General features: G+C 67.6%; 19 protein-coding genes and 1 pseudogene. 12 read left to right on the top strand and 8 right to left on the bottom strand.

Annotated elements, in window-relative coordinates; translation table 11 throughout:
* Window positions 1–29: 29 nt before the first annotated feature.
* The 3 genes from AB0H84_RS22000 to AB0H84_RS22010 all read left to right on the top strand — a co-directional run bounded on the left by AB0H84_RS22000 (window position 30) and on the right by AB0H84_RS22010 (window position 7,310).
* Window positions 30–1,652, top strand: a complete 1,623-nt coding sequence (locus AB0H84_RS22000) for a hypothetical protein (protein WP_357606938.1) — start codon at window positions 30–32, stop codon at window positions 1,650–1,652.
* Window positions 1,649–3,916: a glycoside hydrolase family 95 protein gene (locus AB0H84_RS22005; protein WP_357606941.1), complete on the top strand. Its 2,268-nt coding sequence runs from the start codon at window positions 1,649–1,651 to the stop codon at window positions 3,914–3,916. The genes AB0H84_RS22000 and AB0H84_RS22005 overlap by 4 nt, the downstream gene beginning before the upstream one ends.
* A gap of 754 nt (window positions 3,917–4,670) precedes the next feature.
* Window positions 4,671–7,310 (top strand): RICIN domain-containing protein, encoded by a 2,640-nt coding sequence (locus tag AB0H84_RS22010; RefSeq protein WP_357607169.1) that lies wholly within the window; start codon window positions 4,671–4,673, stop codon window positions 7,308–7,310.
* Here AB0H84_RS22010 and AB0H84_RS22015 read toward each other — a convergent pair.
* Window positions 7,193–7,924 carry an ATP-binding protein gene (locus AB0H84_RS22015; protein WP_357606944.1) on the bottom strand — a complete coding sequence of 244 codons (732 nt, stop codon included), beginning with the start codon at window positions 7,922–7,924 and terminating at the stop codon, window positions 7,193–7,195. The two genes, AB0H84_RS22010 and AB0H84_RS22015, sit on opposite strands and share 118 nt — an antisense overlap.
* Before the next feature lie 174 nt (window positions 7,925–8,098).
* On the opposite strand from AB0H84_RS22015, the gene AB0H84_RS22020 reads away from it, so the two are divergent.
* Window positions 8,099–8,698, top strand: coding sequence for a hypothetical protein (locus AB0H84_RS22020; protein WP_357606947.1), 600 nt, complete (start codon window positions 8,099–8,101; stop codon window positions 8,696–8,698).
* Between the two features lie 79 nt (window positions 8,699–8,777).
* On the opposite strand, the gene AB0H84_RS22025 is transcribed toward AB0H84_RS22020, so the two are convergent.
* A complete protein-coding gene (locus tag AB0H84_RS22025; RefSeq protein ID WP_357606950.1) occupies window positions 8,778–8,981 on the bottom strand; it encodes a hypothetical protein in 204 nt (67 codons plus the stop codon).
* A 380-nt stretch (window positions 8,982–9,361) separates the two neighbouring features.
* Between AB0H84_RS22025 and AB0H84_RS22030 the strand changes: the two genes are divergently transcribed.
* On the top strand, window positions 9,362–9,988 hold the full coding sequence (locus AB0H84_RS22030) for an ATP-dependent Clp protease proteolytic subunit (protein ID WP_357606953.1): 627 nt from the start codon (window positions 9,362–9,364) through the stop codon (window positions 9,986–9,988).
* Window positions 9,985–10,575: an ATP-dependent Clp protease proteolytic subunit gene (locus AB0H84_RS22035; protein WP_357606956.1), complete on the top strand. Its 591-nt coding sequence runs from the start codon at window positions 9,985–9,987 to the stop codon at window positions 10,573–10,575. The genes AB0H84_RS22030 and AB0H84_RS22035 overlap by 4 nt, the downstream gene beginning before the upstream one ends.
* Before the next feature lie 24 nt (window positions 10,576–10,599).
* Here the strand turns inward: AB0H84_RS22035 and AB0H84_RS22040 are convergent, their stop codons facing one another.
* Window positions 10,600–10,986 (bottom strand): helix-turn-helix transcriptional regulator, encoded by a 387-nt coding sequence (locus tag AB0H84_RS22040; protein ID WP_357606959.1) that lies wholly within the window; start codon window positions 10,984–10,986, stop codon window positions 10,600–10,602.
* Between the two features lie 902 nt (window positions 10,987–11,888).
* Window positions 11,889–12,638 (bottom strand): S8 family serine peptidase, encoded by a 750-nt coding sequence (locus AB0H84_RS22045; protein WP_357606961.1) that lies wholly within the window; start codon window positions 12,636–12,638, stop codon window positions 11,889–11,891.
* A gap of 114 nt (window positions 12,639–12,752) precedes the next feature.
* Here AB0H84_RS22045 and AB0H84_RS22050 point away from each other — a divergent pair, with 114 nt between their 5' ends.
* The gene (locus AB0H84_RS22050) at window positions 12,753–13,343 is read left to right on the top strand and encodes an RNA polymerase sigma factor (protein WP_357606964.1); all 591 of its coding nucleotides are present in this window, start codon (window positions 12,753–12,755) and stop codon (window positions 13,341–13,343) included.
* Window positions 13,340–14,332: a CU044_5270 family protein gene (locus AB0H84_RS22055; protein ID WP_357606967.1), complete on the top strand. Its 993-nt coding sequence runs from the start codon at window positions 13,340–13,342 to the stop codon at window positions 14,330–14,332. The genes AB0H84_RS22050 and AB0H84_RS22055 overlap by 4 nt, the downstream gene beginning before the upstream one ends.
* 398 nt (window positions 14,333–14,730) lie before the next feature.
* Here the strand turns inward: AB0H84_RS22055 and AB0H84_RS22060 are convergent, their stop codons facing one another.
* Window positions 14,731–15,009 carry a hypothetical protein gene (locus AB0H84_RS22060; protein ID WP_357606970.1) on the bottom strand — a complete coding sequence of 93 codons (279 nt, stop codon included), beginning with the start codon at window positions 15,007–15,009 and terminating at the stop codon, window positions 14,731–14,733.
* A 731-nt stretch (window positions 15,010–15,740) separates the two neighbouring features.
* On the opposite strand from AB0H84_RS22060, the gene AB0H84_RS22065 reads away from it, so the two are divergent.
* The 3 genes from AB0H84_RS22065 to AB0H84_RS22075 all read left to right on the top strand — a co-directional run bounded on the left by AB0H84_RS22065 (window position 15,741) and on the right by AB0H84_RS22075 (window position 18,262).
* Window positions 15,741–16,514, top strand: coding sequence for an oxidoreductase (locus tag AB0H84_RS22065; RefSeq protein ID WP_357606973.1), 774 nt, complete (start codon window positions 15,741–15,743; stop codon window positions 16,512–16,514).
* A 56-nt stretch (window positions 16,515–16,570) separates the two neighbouring features.
* On the top strand, window positions 16,571–17,314 hold the full coding sequence (locus AB0H84_RS22070; protein ID WP_357606976.1) for an SDR family oxidoreductase: 744 nt from the start codon (window positions 16,571–16,573) through the stop codon (window positions 17,312–17,314).
* A 306-nt stretch (window positions 17,315–17,620) separates the two neighbouring features.
* Window positions 17,621–18,262 (top strand): GNAT family N-acetyltransferase, encoded by a 642-nt coding sequence (locus AB0H84_RS22075; protein WP_357606979.1) that lies wholly within the window; start codon window positions 17,621–17,623, stop codon window positions 18,260–18,262.
* 233 nt (window positions 18,263–18,495) lie between these two features.
* Here the strand turns inward: AB0H84_RS22075 and AB0H84_RS22080 are convergent.
* The 3 genes and pseudogenes from AB0H84_RS22080 to AB0H84_RS22090 form a co-directional block, all read right to left on the bottom strand.
* Window positions 18,496–18,882 (bottom strand): annotated as a pseudogene (locus AB0H84_RS22080) (site-specific integrase); the annotation flags it as partial.
* Entirely contained in the window at window positions 18,795–19,337 is a 543-nt protein-coding gene (locus tag AB0H84_RS22085; protein WP_357606982.1) for a site-specific integrase, read from the bottom strand. The gene AB0H84_RS22085 and the pseudogene AB0H84_RS22080, both read right to left, overlap by 88 nt.
* 98 nt (window positions 19,338–19,435) lie before the next feature.
* Window positions 19,436–20,395: a LysR family transcriptional regulator gene (locus AB0H84_RS22090; RefSeq protein ID WP_357606985.1), complete on the bottom strand. Its 960-nt coding sequence runs from the start codon at window positions 20,393–20,395 to the stop codon at window positions 19,436–19,438.
* A 1,355-nt stretch (window positions 20,396–21,750) separates the two neighbouring features.
* Here AB0H84_RS22090 and AB0H84_RS22095 point away from each other — a divergent pair.
* The gene (locus AB0H84_RS22095) at window positions 21,751–22,812 is read left to right on the top strand and encodes a hypothetical protein (RefSeq protein ID WP_357606988.1); all 1,062 of its coding nucleotides are present in this window, start codon (window positions 21,751–21,753) and stop codon (window positions 22,810–22,812) included.
* Window positions 22,813–22,821 lie beyond the last annotated feature (9 nt).

A 22,821-nucleotide genomic window follows, 5' to 3' on the forward strand; every position in this document is an offset into this window, starting at 1 on the left:
CCCCCACCTACAGACATCGAGGTATCACCGTGGCCGTCAGAGTCGTCGTCGCAGCACTCACCGCCGGTTTCCTGGCCCTGTCCGCCTGCTCCGCTGAGGAGCCCAAGCAGGAGCAGAAGGCCGGCACCATCAAGATCTTCGCCCAGCAGAACGCCGACCAGCACCTGAGCAAAAGCCCGTTCACCAAGCGCCTTGAACAGAAGCTCGGGGTGACCCTCACCTTCGAGACCACCACCTGGGACAGCGCCTCGGCCAAGGAGAAGCGCCAGATCTCGCTGGCCAGCGGCGATCTCCCCGACGTCTACATGCTCATCCCGTGGGTCGACGGGTTCACCCAGTCCGAGCTGATCCGTCTGGGCAAGCAGGGCGTGCTCGTGCCGCTCAACGACCTGATCGACAAGTACGCCCCCAACGTCAAGAAGACGCTGGACTCGATTCCCGACTTCAAGCGGCTGGCGACCGCGCCCGACGGGAAGATCTACGGCATGCCGCAGTGGAACGACTGTTTCCACTGCTCCTATGCCGCCAAGCTCTGGATGAACTCGGCCTGGCTGAAGAAGCTCGGACTCAAGCAGCCCACCACCCCCGACGAGCTGCGCGAGGTGCTGCAGGCGTTCAAGACCAAGGATCCCAACGGCAACGGCAAGGCCGATGAGATCCCGATGAGCGCGAGCACCGCCAACCCGCTCCTGCCGTACCTCATGAACGCCTTCATCTACGACCCGCAGGGCAGCCCCGACTACGGCTCCACGCTGGCGGTCAACGCCGGCAAGGTGCAACTGCAGCCCATGCAGCCCGGCTGGCGCGAGGGCCTGCGCTACATCGCGGGGCTGTACAAGGACGGCCTGATCGACCAGGCGGCCTTCACCCAGAACGGGGACGCGATGAAGGCCAAGGGCGACAAGGCAGAGGCGGCCATCGTCGGCTCGGCGACGGTTATGCATCCGGCCCAACTGGTCACCATCGGACAGAAGGACCGCCGCGACAGGGACTACGACGCCGTGGCCCCGCTGACCGGCCCGTCAGGCACGCAGTACGCCACCTACACGCTGCCCAGCCAGCCCGGCGGCACCTTCGTCATCACCTCCAAGGCGAGCGAGGCGACCCAGATCGCCGCGATCAAGATGCTGGACTACATCTTCACCGAGGAGGGACACCGGTACGGCGAGTTCGGCGAGGAGGGTGTCGGCTGGGAGAAGGCGAAGCCCGGCGACGTCGCGCTCGACGAGAGCCTCAAGCCGTCGTTCAAGACACTGACGCAGCCCGAGGGGGTGGAGGGCGGCTGGGGGCCGGCGGCGCAGTACAACAGCACCAAGGAGTTCCGCAACGCCCAGGTGACATCGACCCACATCTACGACCAGGCGGGCTACGAGCGCCGCCTCTTCAAGGCCACCGAGCTGTACGCGGGCAAGGAACCCAAGGACCAGATCTTCCCCGTCTGGCACATCAAGATCGCACCGGAGGAGGCAGGCGAGCTGGCCACCCTGCAGACCAACATCGACAACTACGTCAACCAGTCCAGCCTGCAGTTCGTCACGGGCCAGAAGAACATCAACGACGACGCCGCCTGGCAGGCTTTCCTCGACGGGCTCAACGGCCTGGGCCTGACCCGCTACCTCCAGATCCAGCAGAAGGCATACGACGCGCTGTGACGACACGACATCTCCTCCGGCTGCACGCACCCGCCGCCCACTTTCACGACGGCTTCCCGCTCGGCAACGGCCGGCTCGGCGCGATGGCGTACGGGAGGCCGGAGGTGGAGCGTTTCGACCTCAATCTCGACACCTTCTGGTCGGGCGGCCCCCTGCCGCCCGAGCAGGGCCCCTCGCCCGCCGCTCTGCTGCCGGAACTGCGTGCGGCGATCGCCGCGGGCGACTTCGAGCGCGCGGACCAGCTCGGCCGCCGCATGCAGTCAAGCGGCTGGACCCAGGCCTACCAGCCGCTGGGGTTCATCGAATGGCGCCACACCTCCGGCGGGGAGTCCTCCGGCTACCGCCGCGAGCTCGATCTCGCCCGGGCGGTGACCACCGTCAGCCACGACGGCGGGCAGCTGATCAGCTTCGTCTCCGCTCCCGCCGGCGTGCTGGTCGCCTCGGCTCGCGGGCCGCTTGAACTGCCCGCATTCACCTCACCGCACCCGATCGAGGTGATCCGTGACGGCGAGTGGCTCACGATCACCGGCCGGGCACCCGCGAACGTGCTGCCCGATTACGTCGACCGGGAGCCCGCCGTCGCCTACGGCGCCGACGCACCCGACCGCGACGGCACGGTGGCCGCCGGCATGGGCTTCGCCGTCGTCATCGCCGTCCAGAGCACGGGATCCGGCGAGGTGCGGATGGTCGCCGCGGCCGCCGACGGTTTCCGCGGCCATGCCGTACGGCCCAGCGCCGACACCGCCGAGCTGGCCCGGCAGGCGCGCCGGCAGGTCGAGGCCGCACTGTCCAGGAGCACGGCGGAGTTGCTCGCTGAGCACGAGGCCGACCACCGCGGCTACTTCGACCGGGTCGACCTGTCGCTCCCCGACGAGCGCGCTGAGCTCTACTACCACTTCGGCCGCTACCTGATGATCTCCAGTTCCCGTCCCGGCACCCAGCCCGCCAACCTGCAGGGCATCTGGAACGCCGACGTGCGGCCCGGCTGGAGCAGCAACTACACCACCAACATCAACCTCCCGATGAACTACTGGCCCGCCGAGCCCGCCGGCCTGCCCGAGCTGCACCAACCGCTGTTCGAGCTGATCGACGGCCTGCTCGACACCGGCCAGGACGCGGCCCGGCACTACTACGGCGCCGCCGGATCCACCAGTCACCACAACACCGACCTGTGGCGCTTCAGCGCCCCGGTCAACGGCGTTCCGCAGTGGGCCAACTGGTCCTCCGGCCTGCTCTGGCTCACCGCCCACCTCTGGGACCATCTCGAGTACGGCGGAGCACCCGAGCTGCTCCTGCCCGCTCTGCGCAGCGTCACCTCCTTCGCGCTGGACCTGCTGGTTCCCGACGCCCACGGCAAGCTGGTGATGAGCCCGTCGACCTCGCCGGAACACCATTTCCTCACCGAGGCAGGCAATCCGGCGGCCATCTCGGCGGGCGCGGCCATGGACCAGGAGCTCGTCCGCGAGGTCCTGACCCGTTACTGCTCGCTGGCCGACGACGAGCTCGCCGTACGCGCGGGGAAGGCGCTGTCAGAGCTGCGTCCGGTCGCGATCGACGGCGAACTGCTGGAGTGGTATGACCGGCGGCCCTCTCAGGAGCCCGGCCACCGCCACCTGTCCCACCTCTACGGCCTCTACCCCGGCACCCGGATCACCGAGTCGGGGACGCCGGACGACTTCGAGGCGGTACGGCAGGCGCTGGCCACCCGGCTGCAGCACGGCAGTGGACACACCGGCTGGAGCCAGGCGTGGATCCTGTGCCTGGCCGCCCGGCTGCGCGACCCGGAACTGGCCGAGCGCTCGATCGCGATCCTGCTCGACGAGCTGAGCTCCGTCTCGCTGCTGGACCTGCATCCCCACGGCGGCCGGCCGTCGGGCTACATCTTCCAGATCGACGGCAACTTCGGCGCTGTCGCGGGGATGACCGAGTTGCTCGTGCAGAGCCACGAAGGCGCGGTCAGCCTGCTGAAGACGCTGCCGGGGAGCTGGGACACGGGGTCGGTGCGCGGCATCCGCTGCCGCGGCGGCCACACCACCTCCGTGGCCTGGTCGGCTGGTGTGCCCACCTGGGCATCGATCACCGCGGCGGCGGACGGTCAACTCGTCGTCGAGGTGCCCTGCGACACCCCGCCGCTGACCGTCACCTGCGGCGAGCGAGCGGTCCCGGCCCGGGAGATCTCCGGCGCGCTCCCGGGGCGCCGACGCATGACCTGGGACGCGACCGCGCTCACCCGCTACACGCTCGTCCCCGAGGGTTCCCTGTGAACGCTCGCGCGACCGGCCACTGAAGACGCCGCTGCCCAGGTTCGCCGACTGGAACGGCGACGATGCGTTCTGGTGGCCCTCACCCCGCACCGAGGCAGGACGCGCGTTGTAAGACACCCGCCGGCCTGCCGCCGGTGAGCTCGGCATGGCACGTCGTGACAAGCGCGGCTGGGGCAGCACCGTCGCCGGGTGGCCAATCCAGGATGCTCGACCGCATGCGCGCTGCCCCGTTCCCTCCCGGCGGCGGTTCGGACACCGGCCTCCGCAGCAGCAGGCCGAGTCCCACGCGTTCAACCAAGCCCCACTGCCCGCTGACATCGAATCGATTTGCTAGAGATGTCCGACGCAGTTGGGATATTCCTGCCGCATGCGCTTCCGGTTCCCGATCTCGAAACCGCTGACACCTCCTATGTAAGAGGCATCTGACGCGGGCTGAAAATTACATGACGTCGGAGTTGCCCGACGTGGAATGACGCTAGTGGAACCGCATGGCCGAAGTGATCCCATCTCTGCGGAACCGTGAGCCTTGACAGCAAAGATCCCGGGGCGTACGTCTGATGTCCGGCCATGCCGTCGAATCGATACGACTCTCCCCTTTCCAGGAGACAGCGTGCCCCCATCAAGCCGTCGGTTGTCACGGACGAACGGCGACGGCCTGAACAGCCGCCAGTGGCTTCACCCGAAAGGATTACCCATGAAGCGGAGCGATCCCTCCTCCCGTCCTGGACGTCCGGTGAGCAGGTGGCCGGCTGTGATGGCGGTATTCCTGGCCGCGATGGTCGGGACTCAGCCGGCTGCGGTGGCACAGCAGTCTGCGCCGTCGGAGTCCACCGCGACGGTTGCCGCCGCCGCTGGGGACATCGACGGCTTCACCGCGGGCAATGCCGCGATCGCCTCGGTTGATCTCGCCGGGACGTGGAGCTTCACCCCGGCGGGCCGGTCGACGACGTCGATCAAGGTGCCCGGAGGTGGCTGGTACAAGCAGGGTTTCACCGATGTGTCCCAGGCGGTGTACTCGCGTACGGTGACGGTGCCGGACTCAGGGCAGCCCCAGTCGACGTGGATCGAGTTCGGCGCCGTCAACCACCAGGCGACCTTGTCGGTGGACGGCCGGGTGGTCGCGACGCAGACCACGGCCTTCACCCCGTCGAAGTTCGACATCAGCGCCTACGCCGCCCCGGGCACCACTCATACGATCACCGTTGACGTGAAGGGCCGCGGCGCGCTGAAGAACCCGGCGAACGGCAAGTACATCGTGCCGGTGGCCGCTGACTGGTCCGAGGCGGTCCCGCAGGGCATCTTCCGCTCCGCGTTCCTGCGGGTGTATCCGGCCGTGTACGTCAGTGACACGTTCATCCGCACGTCGGTAGCGAATCAGACCCTCGGCTACGACGTCTGGGTGACCAACACCTCGAGCAGCGCTCGATCGGTGACGGTGACCGGCGAGCTCTCGTCGGACGGCGGCGGGACGTTCAGTTACCCGGTGCCGACGGCCCGCACCGTGACCGTGGGGGCGCGGTCGACGGCCAAGGTCACGGTCGATTCCCTCCCGTGGGACCTCGGCAGCACCTCGTACTGGTGGCCGAACGTCCCATACCGATCGGGGTATCGAGCGCAGCTTCACCGTCTCAAGGTTCGCGCGGCGACCGACGACGGCCGGACGAGTGACGCGACGTACCGGTTCGGGTTCCGGGAGACCACACAGAACGGCGAGTACTACTACATCAACGGCGTCCGGGTGAACTTCCGCGGTGACAACCTGCAGGGTGCGGACTACGACCGGGTCGACAACGGCGGCAAGGGCGACGCTTACGACACCCTGCCCGGCTTCCTCCCGCCTTCGGCGAGCAACGGCGGCTGGCCGCAGGCCGTGGACAACTACCAGCGGCTCAACTACAACGTGGTGCGCATCCACCAGGAGCCGGCCAGCCCGTACATGCTCGACGTGGCCGACGAGATGGGCCTGATGATCATCGATGAGACCGGCATCCGCGGCAGCGCCCAGGACTTCGTCGCAGGGCACGACCACATGGTCGCTCACGCCCGCGCACTCACGTTGCGGGACCGCAATCATCCCGCCGTCATCCGCTGGAGCCAGGCCAACGAACCGACCTTCGGCAATGACTCCGAGCAGTTCGAGCAGGATCTCTACGCGGCGATGAACGGCAACGACGGCACCCGTCCGGTCAGCCTCGACGCCGCGCCCGGCGCCGAGTCACCCAGCAGGTACCCGAACATGAGGTACTCCAACTTCGCGGTCTTCTCGCACTACCTCGACGGCGTCGGACAGTACGGCGAGCGGGTGGCGCCCGTCACCGGCCGACCCGACGGCGAGGGCGAGTACATCTGGAACAAGTGCAACACCAAGCAGGGCTTCATGTGGTTCGCCACGGCGACGGCCGCCAAGCGTGCCAAGGACGCCGCCGACCTGCGCCCGTACACGCTGCTGTCCGCGTGGGCCAGTGTCGCGCCCGGCGTGCGTACCACGGACTTCGTACCGGAGGAGGGCGGCCGCGCCGTCTACGGCGCGGACAACCTGCCCGATCCCTGGAGCAACCCCCAGATCCAGCGCGTCCAAGCCGCGTTCAACCCGGTCGCCGCGATCGACATGCCCTACTGGTCGGCGTCCGGGATCTCCGACGCCAACGGCACCTTCCCGCTGCCGCAGGCCGTGAACACCTACCCCCACAACACCTCCGTGACCCGCGACATCACCGTCTTCAACGACGACCTCCGCAACACCTCAGTCGGATTCTCCTGGTCGGCGCGGCTTGACCGGCCCGAGGGCACCGTGATCGCGTCAGGGCAGACCACACTGAACATCCCGCTCGGCTCACGGGTCACCCAGCCGATCACCTTCACCACACCTGCCGGCGGCTCACGGGTGTACCTGATGCTGACGACCACCAAGTCGGGTGCCACGACGTTCACCGACGCGGTCGAGTACGTCAATCTCGGGTCCGGTTCGGGCGGCCCGGTGTCGGGCGCGGCCTACCGTATCGTCAACCGCAACAGCGGCAAGCCGCTCGCCGTGGCCGGCGGCTCTTCCGCCGACGGCGCCAAGGCCGTACAGCAGTCCGGCTCCGCCGCGTGGACCGTCACCAGCGGTCAGGGCGGTGCGTACACCCTGCGCTACGTCCCCACCGGCAAGGTCCTCGACGTCAACGGCGGCAGTACGACCGAAGGGCTGCAACTACAGCAGTGGACCGCCAACGGCGGCGCCAACCAGCTGTGGTACCTGCGGTCCACCGGCGACGGCTATTACACGATCGTCAGCTATGGCAGCGGGCTGTTGGCAGACGTGTATGGCGCGTCGACCTCCGACGGTGCCCAGGTCGTGCAGTGGACCGCCAACGGCGGCGCCAACCAGCAATGGCAGTTGGTCCCGGCCTGAGACCACCTGGGGCGGCCATTGCTGTGGTGCAGGAGTCGGTCGAGCAGGCGGACGGCGGTGGTGTGCTCGGGCAGGAACCGTCCCCATTGGTCGAAGGGCCAGTGCGAGCCGATGCCGAGGGCGCGGCGTTCGTAGGCGGTGGCGACGAACCGGAAGAGCAGTTGGGCGCCGGTGTCATCCAGCGGGGCGAAGCCGGCTTCGTCGATGATGACCAGGTCAGCGCGGAGCAGGTTCTCGATCACGCGGCCGACGGAGTTGTCGGCCAGGCCTCGATAGAGGGTCTCGACCAGCTCGGCGGCGGTGAAGTAGCGGGCCTTGTGACCGGCCTGGACGGCGGCGACGCCGAGCGCGATGAGGCTGTGGCTCTTGCCCGTGCCGACGGGGCCGACCGCGCAGTCACTTCTCCGCCGCGCGGACCCGTTCCAGCGAGGCCAGGTAGTCGAACGTCGCTCGCGGGATCGAGGACGCGGCGACGTCGAACTCCTTGATGGTCTTGATGACCGGAACGCGGCGGCCTTCATCCGGGTGCGGGCGTTGGACTCGTCGCGAACGGCCGGTTCGGCGTCGATGAGGGTGCGTAGGAAGGCGTCCGCAAGGAGCACAACCTGCTGCACGGAGCCGCGCTCAAGTCGTTCTACGGCTACTACCGGCTGCTCACGTACGACCCCGTCAACACCGTCAGGGTGTGTGACAGCCCGTTCTGGGTGAAGATCGTGGATTGACACGTCGGGGTGCGGGGCTGTCGAGCGCAGCCCTGCACCCCCTCTTTCGACATGAGGACGCAGAGAATGACTGACACGGAGCCGGCGTTTCCCGCGCACAACCAGTGGGACCTGCTGGTCGAGTACGGGCACTGGCTCGAGCTTGGATTCCACGCCCTCTGGATCGAGGGCGACGACCGGGAGGAACTGGCCCGGCTGCTCAGAGTCGATCCGGTTTCGCGCCGGGAGTGCGACCTGAAAACCCTGGACGAGGAAGCCGTGGATCCGGATGCGAAAGGCGTCTGGATGGGCCCGCACTCGCCCGGTTGGACGCACGCTTTCGCCTTCAACCTGTACTCGTCTCACCCCGCGATCCTCAACCTGGGCAAGCGGCGCGTCTTCGAGCTTTACTTCGCGGGGGAGGTAGGCGAGGGGCTCGAACCCCTGTACCTGAACTACGACGGAGAGCAGCTCGGCGAAGTCACGCCGCCGTACGAGGAGGGCGGAGACATGGAGCTCGCCGACTACCGACCCTACGCCGCAGGGCTGGAGCTCGGCACGAAGCGCGACTACAGACGAGATGCGCACCTCATGTTCTGCATGATGGGCCGCATCACAGGCCGCTTCGCCGACCGCGACTGGTGGACGGCGAGCCGCAGCTACTACCGCATCCCTGATGAGACCTAGCGGACTGAAATCGAGTTCCGGACTTCTACAGCCAGGCGAAGGAGCACCGCCGATCATCATGCCGCACTTGGTCCCTCTCCTAGTGGCAGGAAATCGCGTCACGCCGTGCTGAGCCCTGCAAGGCCATGACGCGACCGACCGGCGCGGGGTCTACACACAGATCACTGATCGCGGCCGCGAAGTCGTCACCGCGGCGCGCGCAACCTATGTCGACGTCCTCCAACAGGCTCTTGCCGACCTTAGCGGCGATCGGCAACGGGCCGTCCCGGTCGAGCAACTCCACCGGGACGCAGACCCGGCAACCCCGCAAGGCGTGACGTAGCCGCCGGGCGGCACGTGTCCCTGGGTCATAACCGTGGTCGGCGGCCGACCTCTGCGCTCCCTGCGCGACGTCCATCGTCCGGAAGAGGACCCCATCGAAGCTTCCGTCGGAGCAACTGCCGTAGATCCGGCCTGGTTACGGCCGCAACCTGACTGTAGGCCTGACCCGTCTGATCGGCTGCATTGACATCGCTGCCGCCATCAACCACTTCCGCAGCCATCCGCCTTCTGTTACCTGGTCTCACCACATGAGAACGCTTCGGCCCGGCACGCTGCTCAGAGCAGATCTGCCGCAGGCGGATCGTGTCGACGCCGATTCGAATCGCCTCACATGATGGACGCATGAGCAAAGAATCGGAACTTCCTCTGTTCAACCAGCGGATGAGGCGCGAGCTTTACGAGCAGCGTGTTCTCGTTCTCGACGGCCCTCTCGACGACGACAACGGGACACTGCTGGCCACGCAACTGATAGCACTCGCCACCCAGGACGCGTCGACCGATATCGCATTGTGGATTCACTCCCCGGGCGGCTCGGTCCCCTCGATGCTGGCGATTCGCGACATCATGCGCCTCATTCCCTGTGACGTATCGACCCTCGTGCTGGGCATCGCTTACAGCGCCGGGCAATTCCTGCTGTCGTCGGGGGCCCGAGGCAAGCGCCGCGCCCTGCCGCACGCACGCGTCCTGATGCACCAGGGCTCGGCGGGAATCGGTGGCACCGCGGTCGACATCGAACTGCAGGCCGGCGACCTGCGGCATACTCGCGACACGGTGCTCGGCCTTATCGCCGAGGACACGGGCCAGCCCGTCGAGCGCATATTCGAGGATTCTCTGCACGATCGTTGGTACACAGCGCAAGAGGCGCTCGACTACGGTTTCATAGATGCGATCGTGCAGACCTTCGACGAAGTCGCGCCGCACAATCGCCCGCGGCCCGGATTCGGCATCACCGAAGGAGTCGGCAAGTGACCACCTATACGATACCGAACGTCATCGCGCAGAGTTCCCGTGGCGAGCGGATCATGGATGTCTACTCGCACCTGCTCACCGAGCGAATCATTTATCTGGGCACCGCGATCGACGCGGGCGTCGCGAACGCGCTCATCGCGCAGCTGATTTTTCTGGAGTCGGACAACCCCGATGCCGAAATACAGTTCTATATCAACTGCGAAGGCGGGGACCCGAGTGCGATGCTCGCGATATACGACACCATGCGCCATATCCGCCCGCGGGTTTCGACAACCTGCGTCGGACAAGCCGTCGCGGTCGGTGCCGTCCTTCTCGCCGCGGGTGCCGAGGGGAAACGTGCCGCTCTCCCCCACGCACGCGTGATCCTGCACCAACCAGCCGCTCAGGGACGCGGAACGATCCCCGACCTCATCTTGCAGGCCGACGAGGTCGTACGAGTCAGGGCAGACATCGAGCGCATCCTGTCACGGCACACCGGCCAGACGATCGAGACCCTACGCGCCGACACCGATCACGATCGCGTGTTCACCGCGACCGCGGCCTTGGAGTACGGGCTCCTCGATCAGATCATCGAGGAGCACTCATAGGCCCGAGAACCACGCGGTAAGCCGCTACGCGGCCAGAGCATACGCCGCCGAGCAGACAGCATCCCTCGACCCGCTGGGCTGAGCAGACCGCAAACTCTCTGCGACAGCAAGGGTCAGATCGACCAGGGTCACATCCAGCGCGCCGGCGACCGCGGCGATCATTTCACTCGACGGCTCTTTGACGCCTCGCTCCATCTCGGAGAGATATTGCGGCGAGACTCCGGCGCGACCCGCCGTCTCACTCAACTTCTCGCCCCGCTGTTGACGGAGGTCCCTCAGACACTCACCGAGCACCTGCCGCCACAGCGGCTCGCGAGCCGGAGAGGGCTTGAGGGCGGTCCGATCGATCGCTCGACGTAGCGGCGAGATGGAAGATGGCTGCGGGATGGAGGAGGCCATACTCCACACCATAGGTAGGCAGCGCTGTCGAGTTCCGCCGGCTTCGCGCAGAGCGAAACCCGTCCCTGCCTCCTCCGTACGGCCTCAGGCGCACCTGCGCGCTCACCACGTGGTCGTCGCACGCCGTGAGGGTGGAGGCAGGACAGATGGCAAAGAATGGCAAGACTCGTGCGCAGGTCAGCAGGCGATGCGCCTGTATGGATGCTGAGACGGGAGGTCGGCGAGGGAAGCACGACCCCCGCCGGGCCTGCGAGGTCAGCCCTGGCCGACGGCGTAGGCGCGGATGCTTGTCTGGGTCAGGGCGCTGCCGGACGTGCCGTCGGCAGTAGCCCTCAGCGAGACGAATCCGGACGATGAAGAGCCTGGTGTTGGGGTCCTCGCTCGACCAGCTGGCCATGCCCCAGGCGCCGTGTGACAGGTTCAGCTCGTGGCCGCGCCGGGGGGCCGCGCTCGGATCGTCCAGCATGATGCGTACCGGATTGCCCTTGCGGGCGTCCACGGCCACCTGCCGGTCGCCATCGGCGATGCGGACCGCCGTGTGCGCGACGGTCCTGCCGTACGCCCGCTCGCTGAAGTCGGCGTAGACGTCCCACTCGCCCACGGGCAGGCGCGCCCTGCCGACGCCGTCCTGGATGGCGAGTTCGTGGACGACGCCGGTCTTCGGGTCGTACAGCTCGACGTACAGATGGCCGGGCCTGCCGTCCCTGCCGATGAGGCTCACGGTGAGGTCGTACGACTCCGGCTCCACGTACGCGCCGGCCGACGTGCGGATCACGCTCTGGCAGGACCTGGCGGTGATGATGCCGGGGTAGTCGCCCGGCGCCTTGCGGCGGGCGTCGATGGTGACGGTGAGCGACGCCTCGCCTTTCGCGGGCACCTCCAGCCGTTCGGTGGACAGCTTGGGCGTCTCCCCCTCAGCGGCCAGGTCGAGGGTGGCCGGGGTGTCCGCGATGTTGGCATAGGTGAGGGTTCTGGTGACCAGCCGCTCCTCCGGGCCGTTCCAGGGGAAGGCGGCCCACAGGTCGCCCGGTAGGGCCACTACCGGCCAGCACAGCGGAGTCGGCGATGCCGTCCACGCCGCCGACCTTGCCGATGGCCAGCCCGGCGTCGGGCGCGACGCCCCGGTATTTCTCCCCGGCTCCGGCGACGGTCGAGGCGACGTGGGTGCCGTGGCCGAGAGTGTCGCGGATGTCGGGTCCTCGCTGAAGTTGCGTTCGTAGGCCACCGCCTTCTTCAGATCCGGGTGATCGGGGTCGTAGCCCGAGTCGAGTACGGCCACGGTGACGCCCTTGCCGGTCAGGCCGAACTCCCAGGTCGTGGTCGCCCCGATCTGCTTGACGCTCTGGTCGAGGTCGAAGGAGCGGCGGCCGTCCAGCCAGAGTTTCGTGTCCCCCGTGCCCAGGGCGCGGGCGCCGCTGGTGAGGTCTTTCCACGCCTGGCCCGCGCTCTCCTTCCGCACGCGCAGCGTGGTCATCCCGCCGCCGGCCAGTCGGCGTGCCTCGCGAATGGCCGCGGGCATGCGCGCCGACTGGGCGATCAGAGGAGCGGTCACCGATGATCCACGTCACACTGCTGGACGGGCCGGCGTCGGCGGACGCGTGCGCCGGTGCGGCGACGGCTGCCCCCGCCAGCAGGGCGGCCATGAGCGCATTGCGTAAGGTCATCGTGAGCCTCTCGGGCACGGGAAGATTGCCCGCCTGTTGTTGCCCGCAGGCCCCAGGCGGGTTCACGCCCGTGACCGTCGAGAACTCGATCCGTCCCGTCGGGAAACAGCAGGCATGACACGAACCCCACCGGAGGAGATGGTGGAGGCGGACGACGCCGAGCTCATCCGCCGGTCCATCGACGACCCGGAGCAGTTCGCCGGTGTGTTCGACCGGTACGTCGAGCAGATCCACCGCTATGTCGCACGGCGGCTCGGCGTGCAGGCCGCCGACGACATCGTGGCCGAGACGTTCCTGAAGGCCTTCCGCTCCCGCGCCTCCTACGACCACGCGCAGCCGCTGGCCAGACCGTGGCTGTACGGCATCGCGACCAACCTCATCGCGAGGCAGCGACGCGACGAGGAGCGGTTCCTGCGGGCGCTGGCGCGTACCGGTGTGGAGCCGCTGCCTGAGCCCATGGCCGACGCGGTGGTCGGCCGCGTGGCCGCGCAGGCCGAGGACCGCCGGTTGGCGGGGGTGCTGACGGGCCTGGCCAGCGGCGATCGCGACGTGCTGCTGCTGGTGGCGTTGGGAGAGATGGCCTACGACGAGGTGGCGCAGGCGCTCGGCGTCCCGATCGGGACCGTGCGCTCGCGCCTGCATCGGGCCCGCAAGCAGGCGCGGGCCGCTCTCGGCACCGTCAGTCACATGAGAGAGGACGCATGATGGACGAATTCGGACGGTTCCTCGACGCCACCCCGGCGATCACCGGCGAGTCGAAGGAGGCGGCGCGGACCCGGTTGCTGGAGGCCATGCGTGAGCCGGCCCCCACGCCGCCGATGCCCGCGCCGGTGCCCGCGCCAATGCCCCCGCCGAGGCGGCGCGCGCCGCGCCTGGCCTGGCGCCTGGTGCTGGCGGCGGCGGTCGCGCTGGCCGTCGGTGCGGGCATCATCACAGTACGCGGCAGTGAACGACCTGCCACCGCCCCGGTCGCCAGCGTTCGGGAACTGGGCGACAAGGCGGCCAGGAGCGCCGAGACCGACCCGTACGAGATCACGCCGTCGCCGGGCCGCTGGCTGTACGTGAAGCAGACGATCGCTCCGCTCCGCAAGGAGCCGGAGCCCGAGGTGGATCGCGACAGGCGCATGACTCTTGAGACGTGGCACAGCTTGGACGGCAAGCAGATGGCGCTGGACGACGGACGCGGCAAGCTCGTCACGGAGGAGTACGGCCCCGGCGTCACGGGTGCGGACCTGGCCAAGGCGCCGGTCACACCCGAGGAAATGATCACCAGGATCGGGGCGAGCGTCGACGCGACTCCCGTGACGGAGTTCGGCGACGCCGACGCGACCAGGCAGGAGCGGATCTTCCGGACGATCTCCCAGTTGCTGGGCGAGCAGCCGCTGGTCGCCGACGTGCGGGCCGCGCTGTTCCGGGCGTTGCCCATGATCCAGGGCGTCACGGTCAAGCAGGACGCGATCGACGCGGCAGGCCGCCACGGGGTCGCGTTCGAGTACACGGGAACCTGGGAACGCAACGAGATCATTGTGAGTGCGCAGGACTACCAGTTCTTGGGGACGTACGGCGAGAGCGTCGCCGATCGCACCTTCGACCTTCCTGGCGGCGCGACCCGCACGGTCAAGGCGGGCACTCCTCTGGTGTGGAGCGCACGGATGGTGGCCCAGGTCGTGGACAAGGCCGGAGACCAGCCGTAGGAAAGCCCAGAGTAACGGGATCCACATCCCGACACGACGAGACGTGATCACACCGCACACTTGATCACCACGCGAGGCTCACGATGGGCGCGGCTACCAGACCGCGCCCATCGTCATTGCCGGCTCAGCCCCGCGAGGCGATTTCAGCGCGCCAACGACGCTCTTGTCGACGGGAGCGTCCACGAGTACTCACATGCCGCTCGACCTACATGGATGCAATTCGGCCGGCGCACAGCCCGTCGTCGAAACGATTCGACCCGCTCCTACGAGGGCCACATCCACCGCTACCTCACCCCTACCTGGGGCAGGGAACAAGCCCCTGATCTCGGATGTCCGTCAAACCGGATCAAGCCCAGTGTTCTGCCTTGACGGTCGAGTGGAGGATGGCAACCTGTCCGTCACTCGGGCTCGCCGCTGTGGGGCTCATCGGAGACCATTACGTCTTGTGATCGCACCGCGAACTGCACCGCAGCCACCTCGGTCTCACCAATGTCGAATATCCATTCGTAGACCTGGCCGGCCGGTAGCGGCAGGGGTGGTATGGACAGGCCGAAGGTGACGGTCACTGGCAGATTCTTTGAAAGCTCGTCTGAACCGTCACTTTGAACGGGCCTCACCGAGGCCGGCATCAAGACGGTACTCACCGGTATCCGGATACTACGGACGAACTCGATCATGGAGCGGTGGGTGCAGTCATGCCGTCACGAGCTTCTCGACCGCTGCCTCCTGCGGAACGAACACCATGCCGCTTGACCTGCATGGATGTAATTTTCGGCAGGCGCAATGTCGACCACTACAACGGGCATCGGCCACACCGGTCCCGCTCGCAGCGACCACCCGATCGTGATGATCGGACGTCCTGCCGCTGGAGGGGCGGATCGAACGTCGGAAGGTGCTCTGCGGATTGATCAACGAGTATCACCGAGCCGCGTAGCCACTCCGGAAAACTCCCGGCTCAAGCCCGACGCGATGGATTTCGAAGCGGTACAGGCCGACCTGGGCCGGGTCTCCGTCGCGTAGAGGGTCTGCCATGACAACACTTCCGCCCACGATTGCCGGTTTGTTCGGTCAGAGGGTGCTCAAACGAGCCGCCGCCACGACGGCCTCTGGCCCGAATACCACGCGTCGCGTCAGAGCGTGCAGCATACGGCCCGACCGCCGACGTCACCAGCCGGGCAGCCCCGGCCCAGGCAGGGCGAACACTGTGGCGACAGCAGGCCTCGCGGCATCGGCAGCCGCGACGCCCATAGGAATTCCCTATGGCGGCTGCTGATATTTCATCTTTGCCTCTCGTTCTTTTCCGGACATACCGTGAATCGGGTCGACGAGACGCACACCGCGATTGCTCGAGAGCTTCGCGCTGTGCCCGCGCCGAGCGAATGAGCAAACAATCGAAAGGAATGACAGCATGACCACGGTCGAAAACGCAGCTGAGCCGCGAGAGCTTAAAGGAAAGCGAGCCCTGGTCACAGGTGGTTCCCGCGGGATCGGAGCGGCCGTCGTACGCCAGTTCCTGGACGCGGGCGTCGAGGTCTTGGCCACCGCCAGGTCGACCACGTACCCGGCGCCGGAGGGAGCCGCCTTCGTGACGGCCGACATCCGGACACAGGCCGGGACGGAGGCGCTGGCCACGGCCGTGCAGGAGACGCTCGGCGGGGTGGACATCCTGGTCCACAACGCGGGTGGTGCGCGGGCCAACGCGGGCGGCAGCGCCATGACGATCCCCGCCGAGGACTGGCAGGACACGCTGGAGCTGAACCTCCTGGCGGCGGTGCGGCTGAACTCGCTGCTGGCACCGGGGATGCGGGAACGGAGATCGGGGGCGATCGTGCACATCTCCACGGCCGCGCTCCTCCCGCCGGTGCCTGCGTTCGCGCACTACCAGGCGGCGAAGGCGGGGCTGGAGAGCTACAGCCGGGCCCTGGCCGCGGAGCTGGCCCCGTTCGGAGTCCGGGTCAACGCCCTGGGCCCCGGCAGGACCGCCACGCCCGGCGGCAAGGAGACGCGGAGGCGGTGGGCGAGCGACAACGCGGGATCGGGCGCGACCGCCGCACCCCCGCTCGGGCGCGACGGCCGGCCTGACGACATCGCCAACGCGGTGCTGTTCCTCGTGTCCGACCGGGCGAGCTGGCTCACCGGGACCTATTTCTCCGTGGACGGCGGCGAATACCCCAGGAACTGACACCGAAGGGAAATTCGACGGCACACTTCTACATCAAACAAGGAAGGAATAATGGCATGGAAAAATACAGCGACAAGAATGTAGTGGTCACCGGTGGCAGCAGGGGCATCGGGTTCGCGATCGCGAAGTTCCTGGCGGACGGCGGAGCCCGCGTGGTGATCACCGGCCGTTCTCAGGCCACGCTCGACGCCGCACGGGAGCAGTTGGGCGAGAACGTGGTGGCCTTCCGCGGCGACGTTTCCTCACTGTCCGACCTGGACGCCCTGGCAGGCCGGGTGAAAGCCGAGCTCGGCACGATCGACGCCCTGTTCGTCAACGCGGGCATCACGCTCCTGACGCCTTTCGAGTCGACGACTGAGGAGATGTACGACGAGCTGTTCGCGATCAACGTCAAGGGCGCCTTCTTCACCGTGCAGAAGCTCGCCCCGCTGCTGAACACGGGTGCCGGCGTCGTCCTCACCACCTCGGTCGCCGGCGCCGTCGGCATGCTGGACACCAGCGTCTACGCGGCCGGCAAGGCGGCGGTGCGCTCGCTGGCCCGCAGCTTCTCCCGCGAGCTGCTTCCGCGCAGGATTCGCGTCAACGCGATCAGTCCTGGTCCCATCGACACGGGGATTCTGGAACGCTCCATGACCAAGGAGGACGCCGAGCAGTTCAAGGCGGAGCGCGTCGCGGACAATCCCATGCGGCGTTTCGGCACCCTCGACGAGATCGCCACCGCGGCCGCGTTCCTCGCCTTCGACGCGACGTACACCGCGGGCGTCGAGCTCGCCGTGGACGGCGGGGTCACCCAACTCTGACCGGCCGCATGCCCGGCCACTACCCCTCATGGCACACCGCGGGCCGGATCACCTTTCCCTCACACCATCCTCGAACGCTCATTGGAACGGGCACGTTATTGCGAATATGAGGTAACGACCGTTGAGGAGTTGCGCCCCCCGGTGGGCAGTCGAGCAGTTGGGAGCAGCCCTCGGGGCATAAATGGATTGGTCCGCGGCGGCCCCGCGGGGGATCATCGACGAATGCTGCGGAGTTCTCTGGATCGGGCACGTGAGATGTGGGCGAGCTTGGCTCGTGTCCCTGCCACGTTTCCCATGCGTGGAAGTGTGAGCGTCCTGGTCTCGGCTGAGTCGTGGTTGTGTCCGCCGGGATGGACGGGCATCGTCGCCTTGGACGGGGCGATCCTGGCCACCGTGCCCGATCCTGACCTGATCGAGCCGTTGCAGGCCGCGCTGCTCCACTGCGTCGGAGGAATCGACGCAGATGTTGATCTTACTCGGCTCCCCACGGACCTGCCCGCCGTCGATGTCCTGGGCCCTGCAGCGCTGGCATATCTCGATGCTGAGAACTTTGCTGCTGCCCATGCCGACATTGAGGTCGAAAGCCTGCCGACGGATCACCATGAGGTTCGCGGACTGGTGGCCTCGGTAGCGAAACAGGATGCGGATGAGAGTGGGTTGGAGGAGATCGACTCCACGGCCTTCGTCGTCCGCATGGGCCAGGATGTGGTGGCCGCTGCTGGATATCGGCCATGGCTGAATACGGCGGCGCATCTGTCCGTCTTGACCGCTCCTGAATATCGTGACCGCGGCCTGGCTCGTCTGGTGGCTTCGGCGGCGGTCGCAGATGCGTTGAGGAATCGGCTCGTGCCGCAGTGGAGGGCGCGTCCGGAGCCGTCGCGACGAGTCGCGCGAGCACTGGGTTTCCGAGAGTTCGGCTCGCAGATCAGCGTCCAGCTCGGACGCTGACTGGCAGGGAGCCTCCGCGCGCGAGGCGGTAATCCAGGCAACTGCTCCCTTCTGAGCATGGTGTGTTCCTTCGTAGGCTGCTGTGCAAGGCGGTCAGCGGGATGAACGCTGGTTGGGAGCCGAGTTCCTCGGGTGTTGGGCTCCCGGTGCAGCTTGGCGGCCAGTTCACGGCCACTGAGATGGATGTAACGAAGCGTCGTGGACAGGTCTTTGTGGCCGGCGTACTGAGCGATTTGATCGATCGTCCACTCTGCCCGCGCCAGATCGGTCAATCGCAGATGCCGGAAGGTGTGCGTGGACAGCCGCGAGACGCCGGCCCGGTCGGCGATGCCCGACACGATCTTCGACCAGCTCGCCGCCCCCAGCGGTGCGCCCCGGTTGCGTCGCGACACGCCGATCAGCAGCCGCCCGGCCATACGGCCGACCAACCGGCGACGCTCGGCCAGGTAGGCCATGAACAGCCGGGAGGTGGCGGTGCCGGAACTGACCTCCCGGGCGCGCTTGGATTTGGTGGTCTCCGCCCGCAGGTGGATCAGACAGTAGGCGGGCTCGAAGTCGCCGACCTCCAGGTGGACCAGTTCCTCACGGCGCAGCGCACCGTCGTAAGCCAGGGCGAGCATGAGCCGGTTGCGTAGCGGCTCGGCACCGGTGGCCCGGAGGATCTTCTGCCAATCCCATTCATGGGGGACCCATGGCGCGTTCTCCACTCGGCGCACCAGGCCCTGCCGGGGGCGACGGCCCCGCCGTCCGAACTGGCCGCGGCGCACTGGGTGCGCTCGCGCAGCCCGCCTTCGACGAGAAACTCGTAAAACGATCGGACTGCGATCACGTACTGCTGAATCGTGGCGTTGGCCAACCCTGTACCCGAATCGAGGCGCACGAGCTTGGCGGTACGAGGCTTCGGCCGTTCGTGCAAGTCGCCGATCCATGCGGCGATCACGTCGGCCCGTATCGTCAGCGGATCGGCGCCGACCAAGGCGCAGAACCGCAGATGATCCTCAAGGGCCCGGCCGTACGCCGTGACCGTGTTCGGGGCGCGTCCGATGTTGGCCGTGAACTGCCGGCGTACGGCCACCGCCGTGCCTGCTCCTGCCCGGCGACCAGGGGGAACTTGTCCCAGATGATCTCACCATGGACGACCAAGGTAGATCGTCCAGATTCCAGATAAAGCGATCACAGCAGGAGCTGTTCGGCGGCGTTCGCTGCGGCAATCTCATCGTGCAGCTCACCGGCCTCAGTGCCTGACCGGCGAAAGGAGGCGGAGCTGTCCCAGGTCTCCTGACGCAGCAGCTCCAGCAGAGCGGTCGCCGCCGGGCCCGCGTCGGACCGGACCACGGCGATGACAGGCTGGGACACAGCCGGGAACACCGGACGCGCGAGGTGCTCATAACCGCGGGGCACCGCGGAGGCCGGGACGAGCGTCACTCCCAGGCCGTGGGCGGCCCACCGAACGGCTGTCGCCGTCTGGGACACGCGGGCGACCGTGGCCGGGGTCAGCCCGTTGTTCCGCGACACCTCCAGCAGCACGCCGTCCAGTGCACTGTCGCGGTCGAACCTGACCCACGGCTCCCCTTCCAGCCCGCGCAGCTCGACCCTGTCCGCGGCGAGCTGCCGGTGCCCGGCGCCCAGCACCACGACGAACTCCTCCTCGCCGAGGCGGTGGGCGTCCGCGGGGCTCCGCTCGCACGCGGCCATCAGGGCAAGGCCCAGCGCGCCCCTGCGGCACAGCCGATCCAGCTCAGCGGAGCTCGACTCCTCGAAGACGGTGACCTCCAGCCGCGGGAAGCGGCGCCGCAGCACGCTCAGCGCGCCCGGCAGCTGCCGGGTGCCGAAGCCCAGCTGCGCCGCGACGACCAGCTCCCCCACCAGGTCATCCGCGCCGGCCCGCGCCGTTGCCCGCGCCCGCCGAGCCGCGTTCACCGCGACCTCCGCCTCCTTCAGGAACGCCCGGCCGACCGCGGTGGGCACCAGTCCGGCTGACGTCCGGGCGAACAGCGTCACGCCGAGGTCACGCTCCAGGTTGCGGATCTGCTGGGACATCGACGGCTGGGCGACTTGCAACAACTCCGCCGCCGCCGTCACCGAGCCCTCCGCCGCGACCGCCAGGGCGTACTCGAACTGGCGCAGGCTCATCAGCTCCCATCCCTCCTGGGGTGAAGCGTGACCCACCCCGTCGTCATCGTGTCCCGAACCACTCACGTCAGCCGGATTCCACGACCGGCGATGAACATTCTTCGGCCCACCCGGCATCCTCGCCTCAACACACTCCCGTCCCGAACCCTTCCCAAAGGTGACGCCGTTCCGCTCTGTCGGTACCGGCCACAGAACCGGCTCACCGGTGCGCGCCGCATCCTCGCCGTGATGATGCCGCCTGGTCGCCGCCCCCGGCCGGCTGCACGATCTGCGACATGGCGCCGCCACGCTGGCGCTGGCTGCGTACACCGATCTGAAGGTGCAGGCGATGCTCGGGCGCGCCGGCATCGTGCTCACCGCCGACACCTAAGTCTCAGTGCTGCCAGAGGCCGCCCACCAAGCTGCCCAAGAGACGGCCCAGCTGGTGCTGAACGCCGCGTCCGCGCCGGGGCGAAAGCTCAGCGCGTGACTCAGCTTTGCTGCAGCTCTATCTCACGCCACCGCGGTAGGTGGATGCGGCTGGTGTTTCCGCTGGTGAAGAAGCGCGCCCTGCAGGATTCGAACCTGCGACCGTCGGATTAGAAGTCCGGCAGTACCGGGTCCTGACGGCGTGTGACGGGGCGTACGAGCACGCACCGAGCACGGCCACCCTATTTCGATTACTTTATTGACAGGCTCCCCGTGAATGGATCCCGCGCTCCAGCCACCGGCACCATCTATAGATGACGGTCGCAGCGCTCGGCACGTGCTCCAACCGTACTCAACTCAATGATTTCCGCAGCGCAAGGTCCCCGCTCGAAACGAAGTCGTCGCTGGTTCCAACTGTCATCCCCTGCGCTGTCCGCGTGGGGCAAACCAGAGGGACGGCGCCCAAGCGACGCGCTTTCAGGACGCCGCGGCGGTTCTGATGTGATCGGCCAGTGGCGACAGCGACGACAGCGGCAGTTCCCGATGCCTCCATGCCTGCCTGAGATCCCCGGCGGTGTAGCGGGGAAGCAGGTGAAGGTGGAAGTGGAACACGGTCTGCCAGGCCGTAGGGCCGGTGGCGTGCCACACGGCAGGTCAGATATCGGCAACCGGGGTGCTCGTGGACGTAGATTCTGGTCAATTGGTCCAGGCTGAGGCGGCCGGCCACGCAAGGCTCCAGGTTGGCAGGAATCTGCCAACCTGTTCACTAATCTCATTGCAACAGGCACATCACCGCACGGCCTGATAATCATGCGGATCCACCAATCGGATTTGGCGCCATGAACGATACGACGGCGCGGTTGTATGTGCCTGTCACCAAAACTCGGCACGGCGGTCTACGGTGTTACCACCCGCGAGCGGAAGAGGACATCAGTACCTTATGAAGCATGACGCCCACCGCGCCTGGCGCCGGCAGCCTCACGCGCACGGTACTGAACAGCGCCGACGCACTGGCCAAGTTCAGTCGCCAAGGGTTGTCGCAGGCGCTTCCCGAAGGGCGGCTCCGTGAGCTGTTCAGGTTGGAGTATGTCTGGCAGAGCGCTGGGGTGCCGTCGCGGTATGTGCTGGTTCTTGACCGTCGTGGTGTGCTCGGCGTACTCCCCGTGTATCCGGCGCTCGGCCGCCACTACGCGGGCTGGACGCCACAAGAGGCTTTGGGCGCGGCGGGTCCGGCTGCGGATTGGCAGCGCGGAGTCCTGATCGGCTCCGATGGGCTGGCGGCCAACACGATGGCGATCCGCCCTGACGTGCCGAAGGTCGCCTCCATCTTGTTCAAGGCTGCGTGCGGGCTCGCCGCAGAATACAAACCGGACTTCGTCTGCCTGCCCAGGGCGGTCGGGTGGCAGGCGGAGGCGGCTGCGTACGCCCCGCCGGCCGCGTACGCGGAGGACTCCGAGGCGGTCCTTGAGCTGACCGCCGGTTCGTTCGACCGCTACGTGATGACGTTGCCGACGGCACGGCGGGCACACGTTCGCCGTGAACGGCGCCTGTTTCTGGAATCGCCGATCGAGGTCCGCGAGGAGCTTCTCGACAGACCATTGGTCCGCCGATTGGCACCGCTGCTCCATCAGGTCAACGCCAAGTACGGCGTGTCGACGAACCCGATGAACGAGTGGCGGTTTCTGGACGCGATCCGACACACGATGGGCGACACGGTGCGGGCCTTGGTCGCCTATCTCGGCACGGCGCCGATCGCCTTCAACGCCCTGTGGGAGGCCGGAATCGAATGGCGCAGCCGCTGCTGGGGTTGCGACTACGACCGACCGGAGATCCGCGAGTACGCCGTCTATTTCAACATCCTGATCCACGAGGCGGCTCTGCGGGCGGCGGCCGGTGGAGGGACTGCGCTGTGGGTGGGATCGGGCTCGGCGACGGCCAAGCAGCGGCGCGGCGCGCGGCTGCGGCCGGTGCGCACGCTGGCGTGGGCGGCCACCCCGGCCGCGCGTTAGGGAGGCTGT

This window comes from Nonomuraea sp. NPDC050786 (assembly GCF_040654115.1).
GTDB lineage: Bacteria > Actinomycetota > Actinomycetes > Streptosporangiales > Streptosporangiaceae > Nonomuraea.

Excerpts from the sequence above, each read along its gene's own strand:
- AB0H84_RS22030 (WP_357606953.1), top strand. The coding sequence starts at position 9,362 with ATGAGCAAAGAATCGGAACTTCCTCTGTTCAACCAGCGGATGAGGCGC.
- AB0H84_RS22060 (WP_357606970.1), bottom strand. The coding sequence starts at position 15,009 with ATGATCGAGTTCGTCCGTAGTATCCGGATACCGGTGAGTACCGTCTTG.
- AB0H84_RS22070 (WP_357606976.1), top strand. The coding sequence starts at position 16,571 with ATGGAAAAATACAGCGACAAGAATGTAGTGGTCACCGGTGGCAGCAGG.
- AB0H84_RS22020 (WP_357606947.1), top strand. The coding sequence starts at position 8,099 with ATGACTGACACGGAGCCGGCGTTTCCCGCGCACAACCAGTGGGACCTG.
- AB0H84_RS22055 (WP_357606967.1), top strand. The coding sequence starts at position 13,340 with ATGATGGACGAATTCGGACGGTTCCTCGACGCCACCCCGGCGATCACC.
- AB0H84_RS22095 (WP_357606988.1), top strand. The coding sequence starts at position 21,751 with ATGACGCCCACCGCGCCTGGCGCCGGCAGCCTCACGCGCACGGTACTG.
- AB0H84_RS22065 (WP_357606973.1), top strand. The coding sequence starts at position 15,741 with ATGACCACGGTCGAAAACGCAGCTGAGCCGCGAGAGCTTAAAGGAAAG.
- AB0H84_RS22010 (WP_357607169.1), top strand. The coding sequence starts at position 4,671 with ATGGCGGTATTCCTGGCCGCGATGGTCGGGACTCAGCCGGCTGCGGTG.
- AB0H84_RS22090 (WP_357606985.1), bottom strand. The coding sequence starts at position 20,395 with ATGAGCCTGCGCCAGTTCGAGTACGCCCTGGCGGTCGCGGCGGAGGGC.
- AB0H84_RS22050 (WP_357606964.1), top strand. The coding sequence starts at position 12,753 with ATGACACGAACCCCACCGGAGGAGATGGTGGAGGCGGACGACGCCGAG.
- AB0H84_RS22045 (WP_357606961.1), bottom strand. The coding sequence starts at position 12,638 with ATGACCTTACGCAATGCGCTCATGGCCGCCCTGCTGGCGGGGGCAGCC.
- AB0H84_RS22040 (WP_357606959.1), bottom strand. The coding sequence starts at position 10,986 with ATGGTGTGGAGTATGGCCTCCTCCATCCCGCAGCCATCTTCCATCTCG.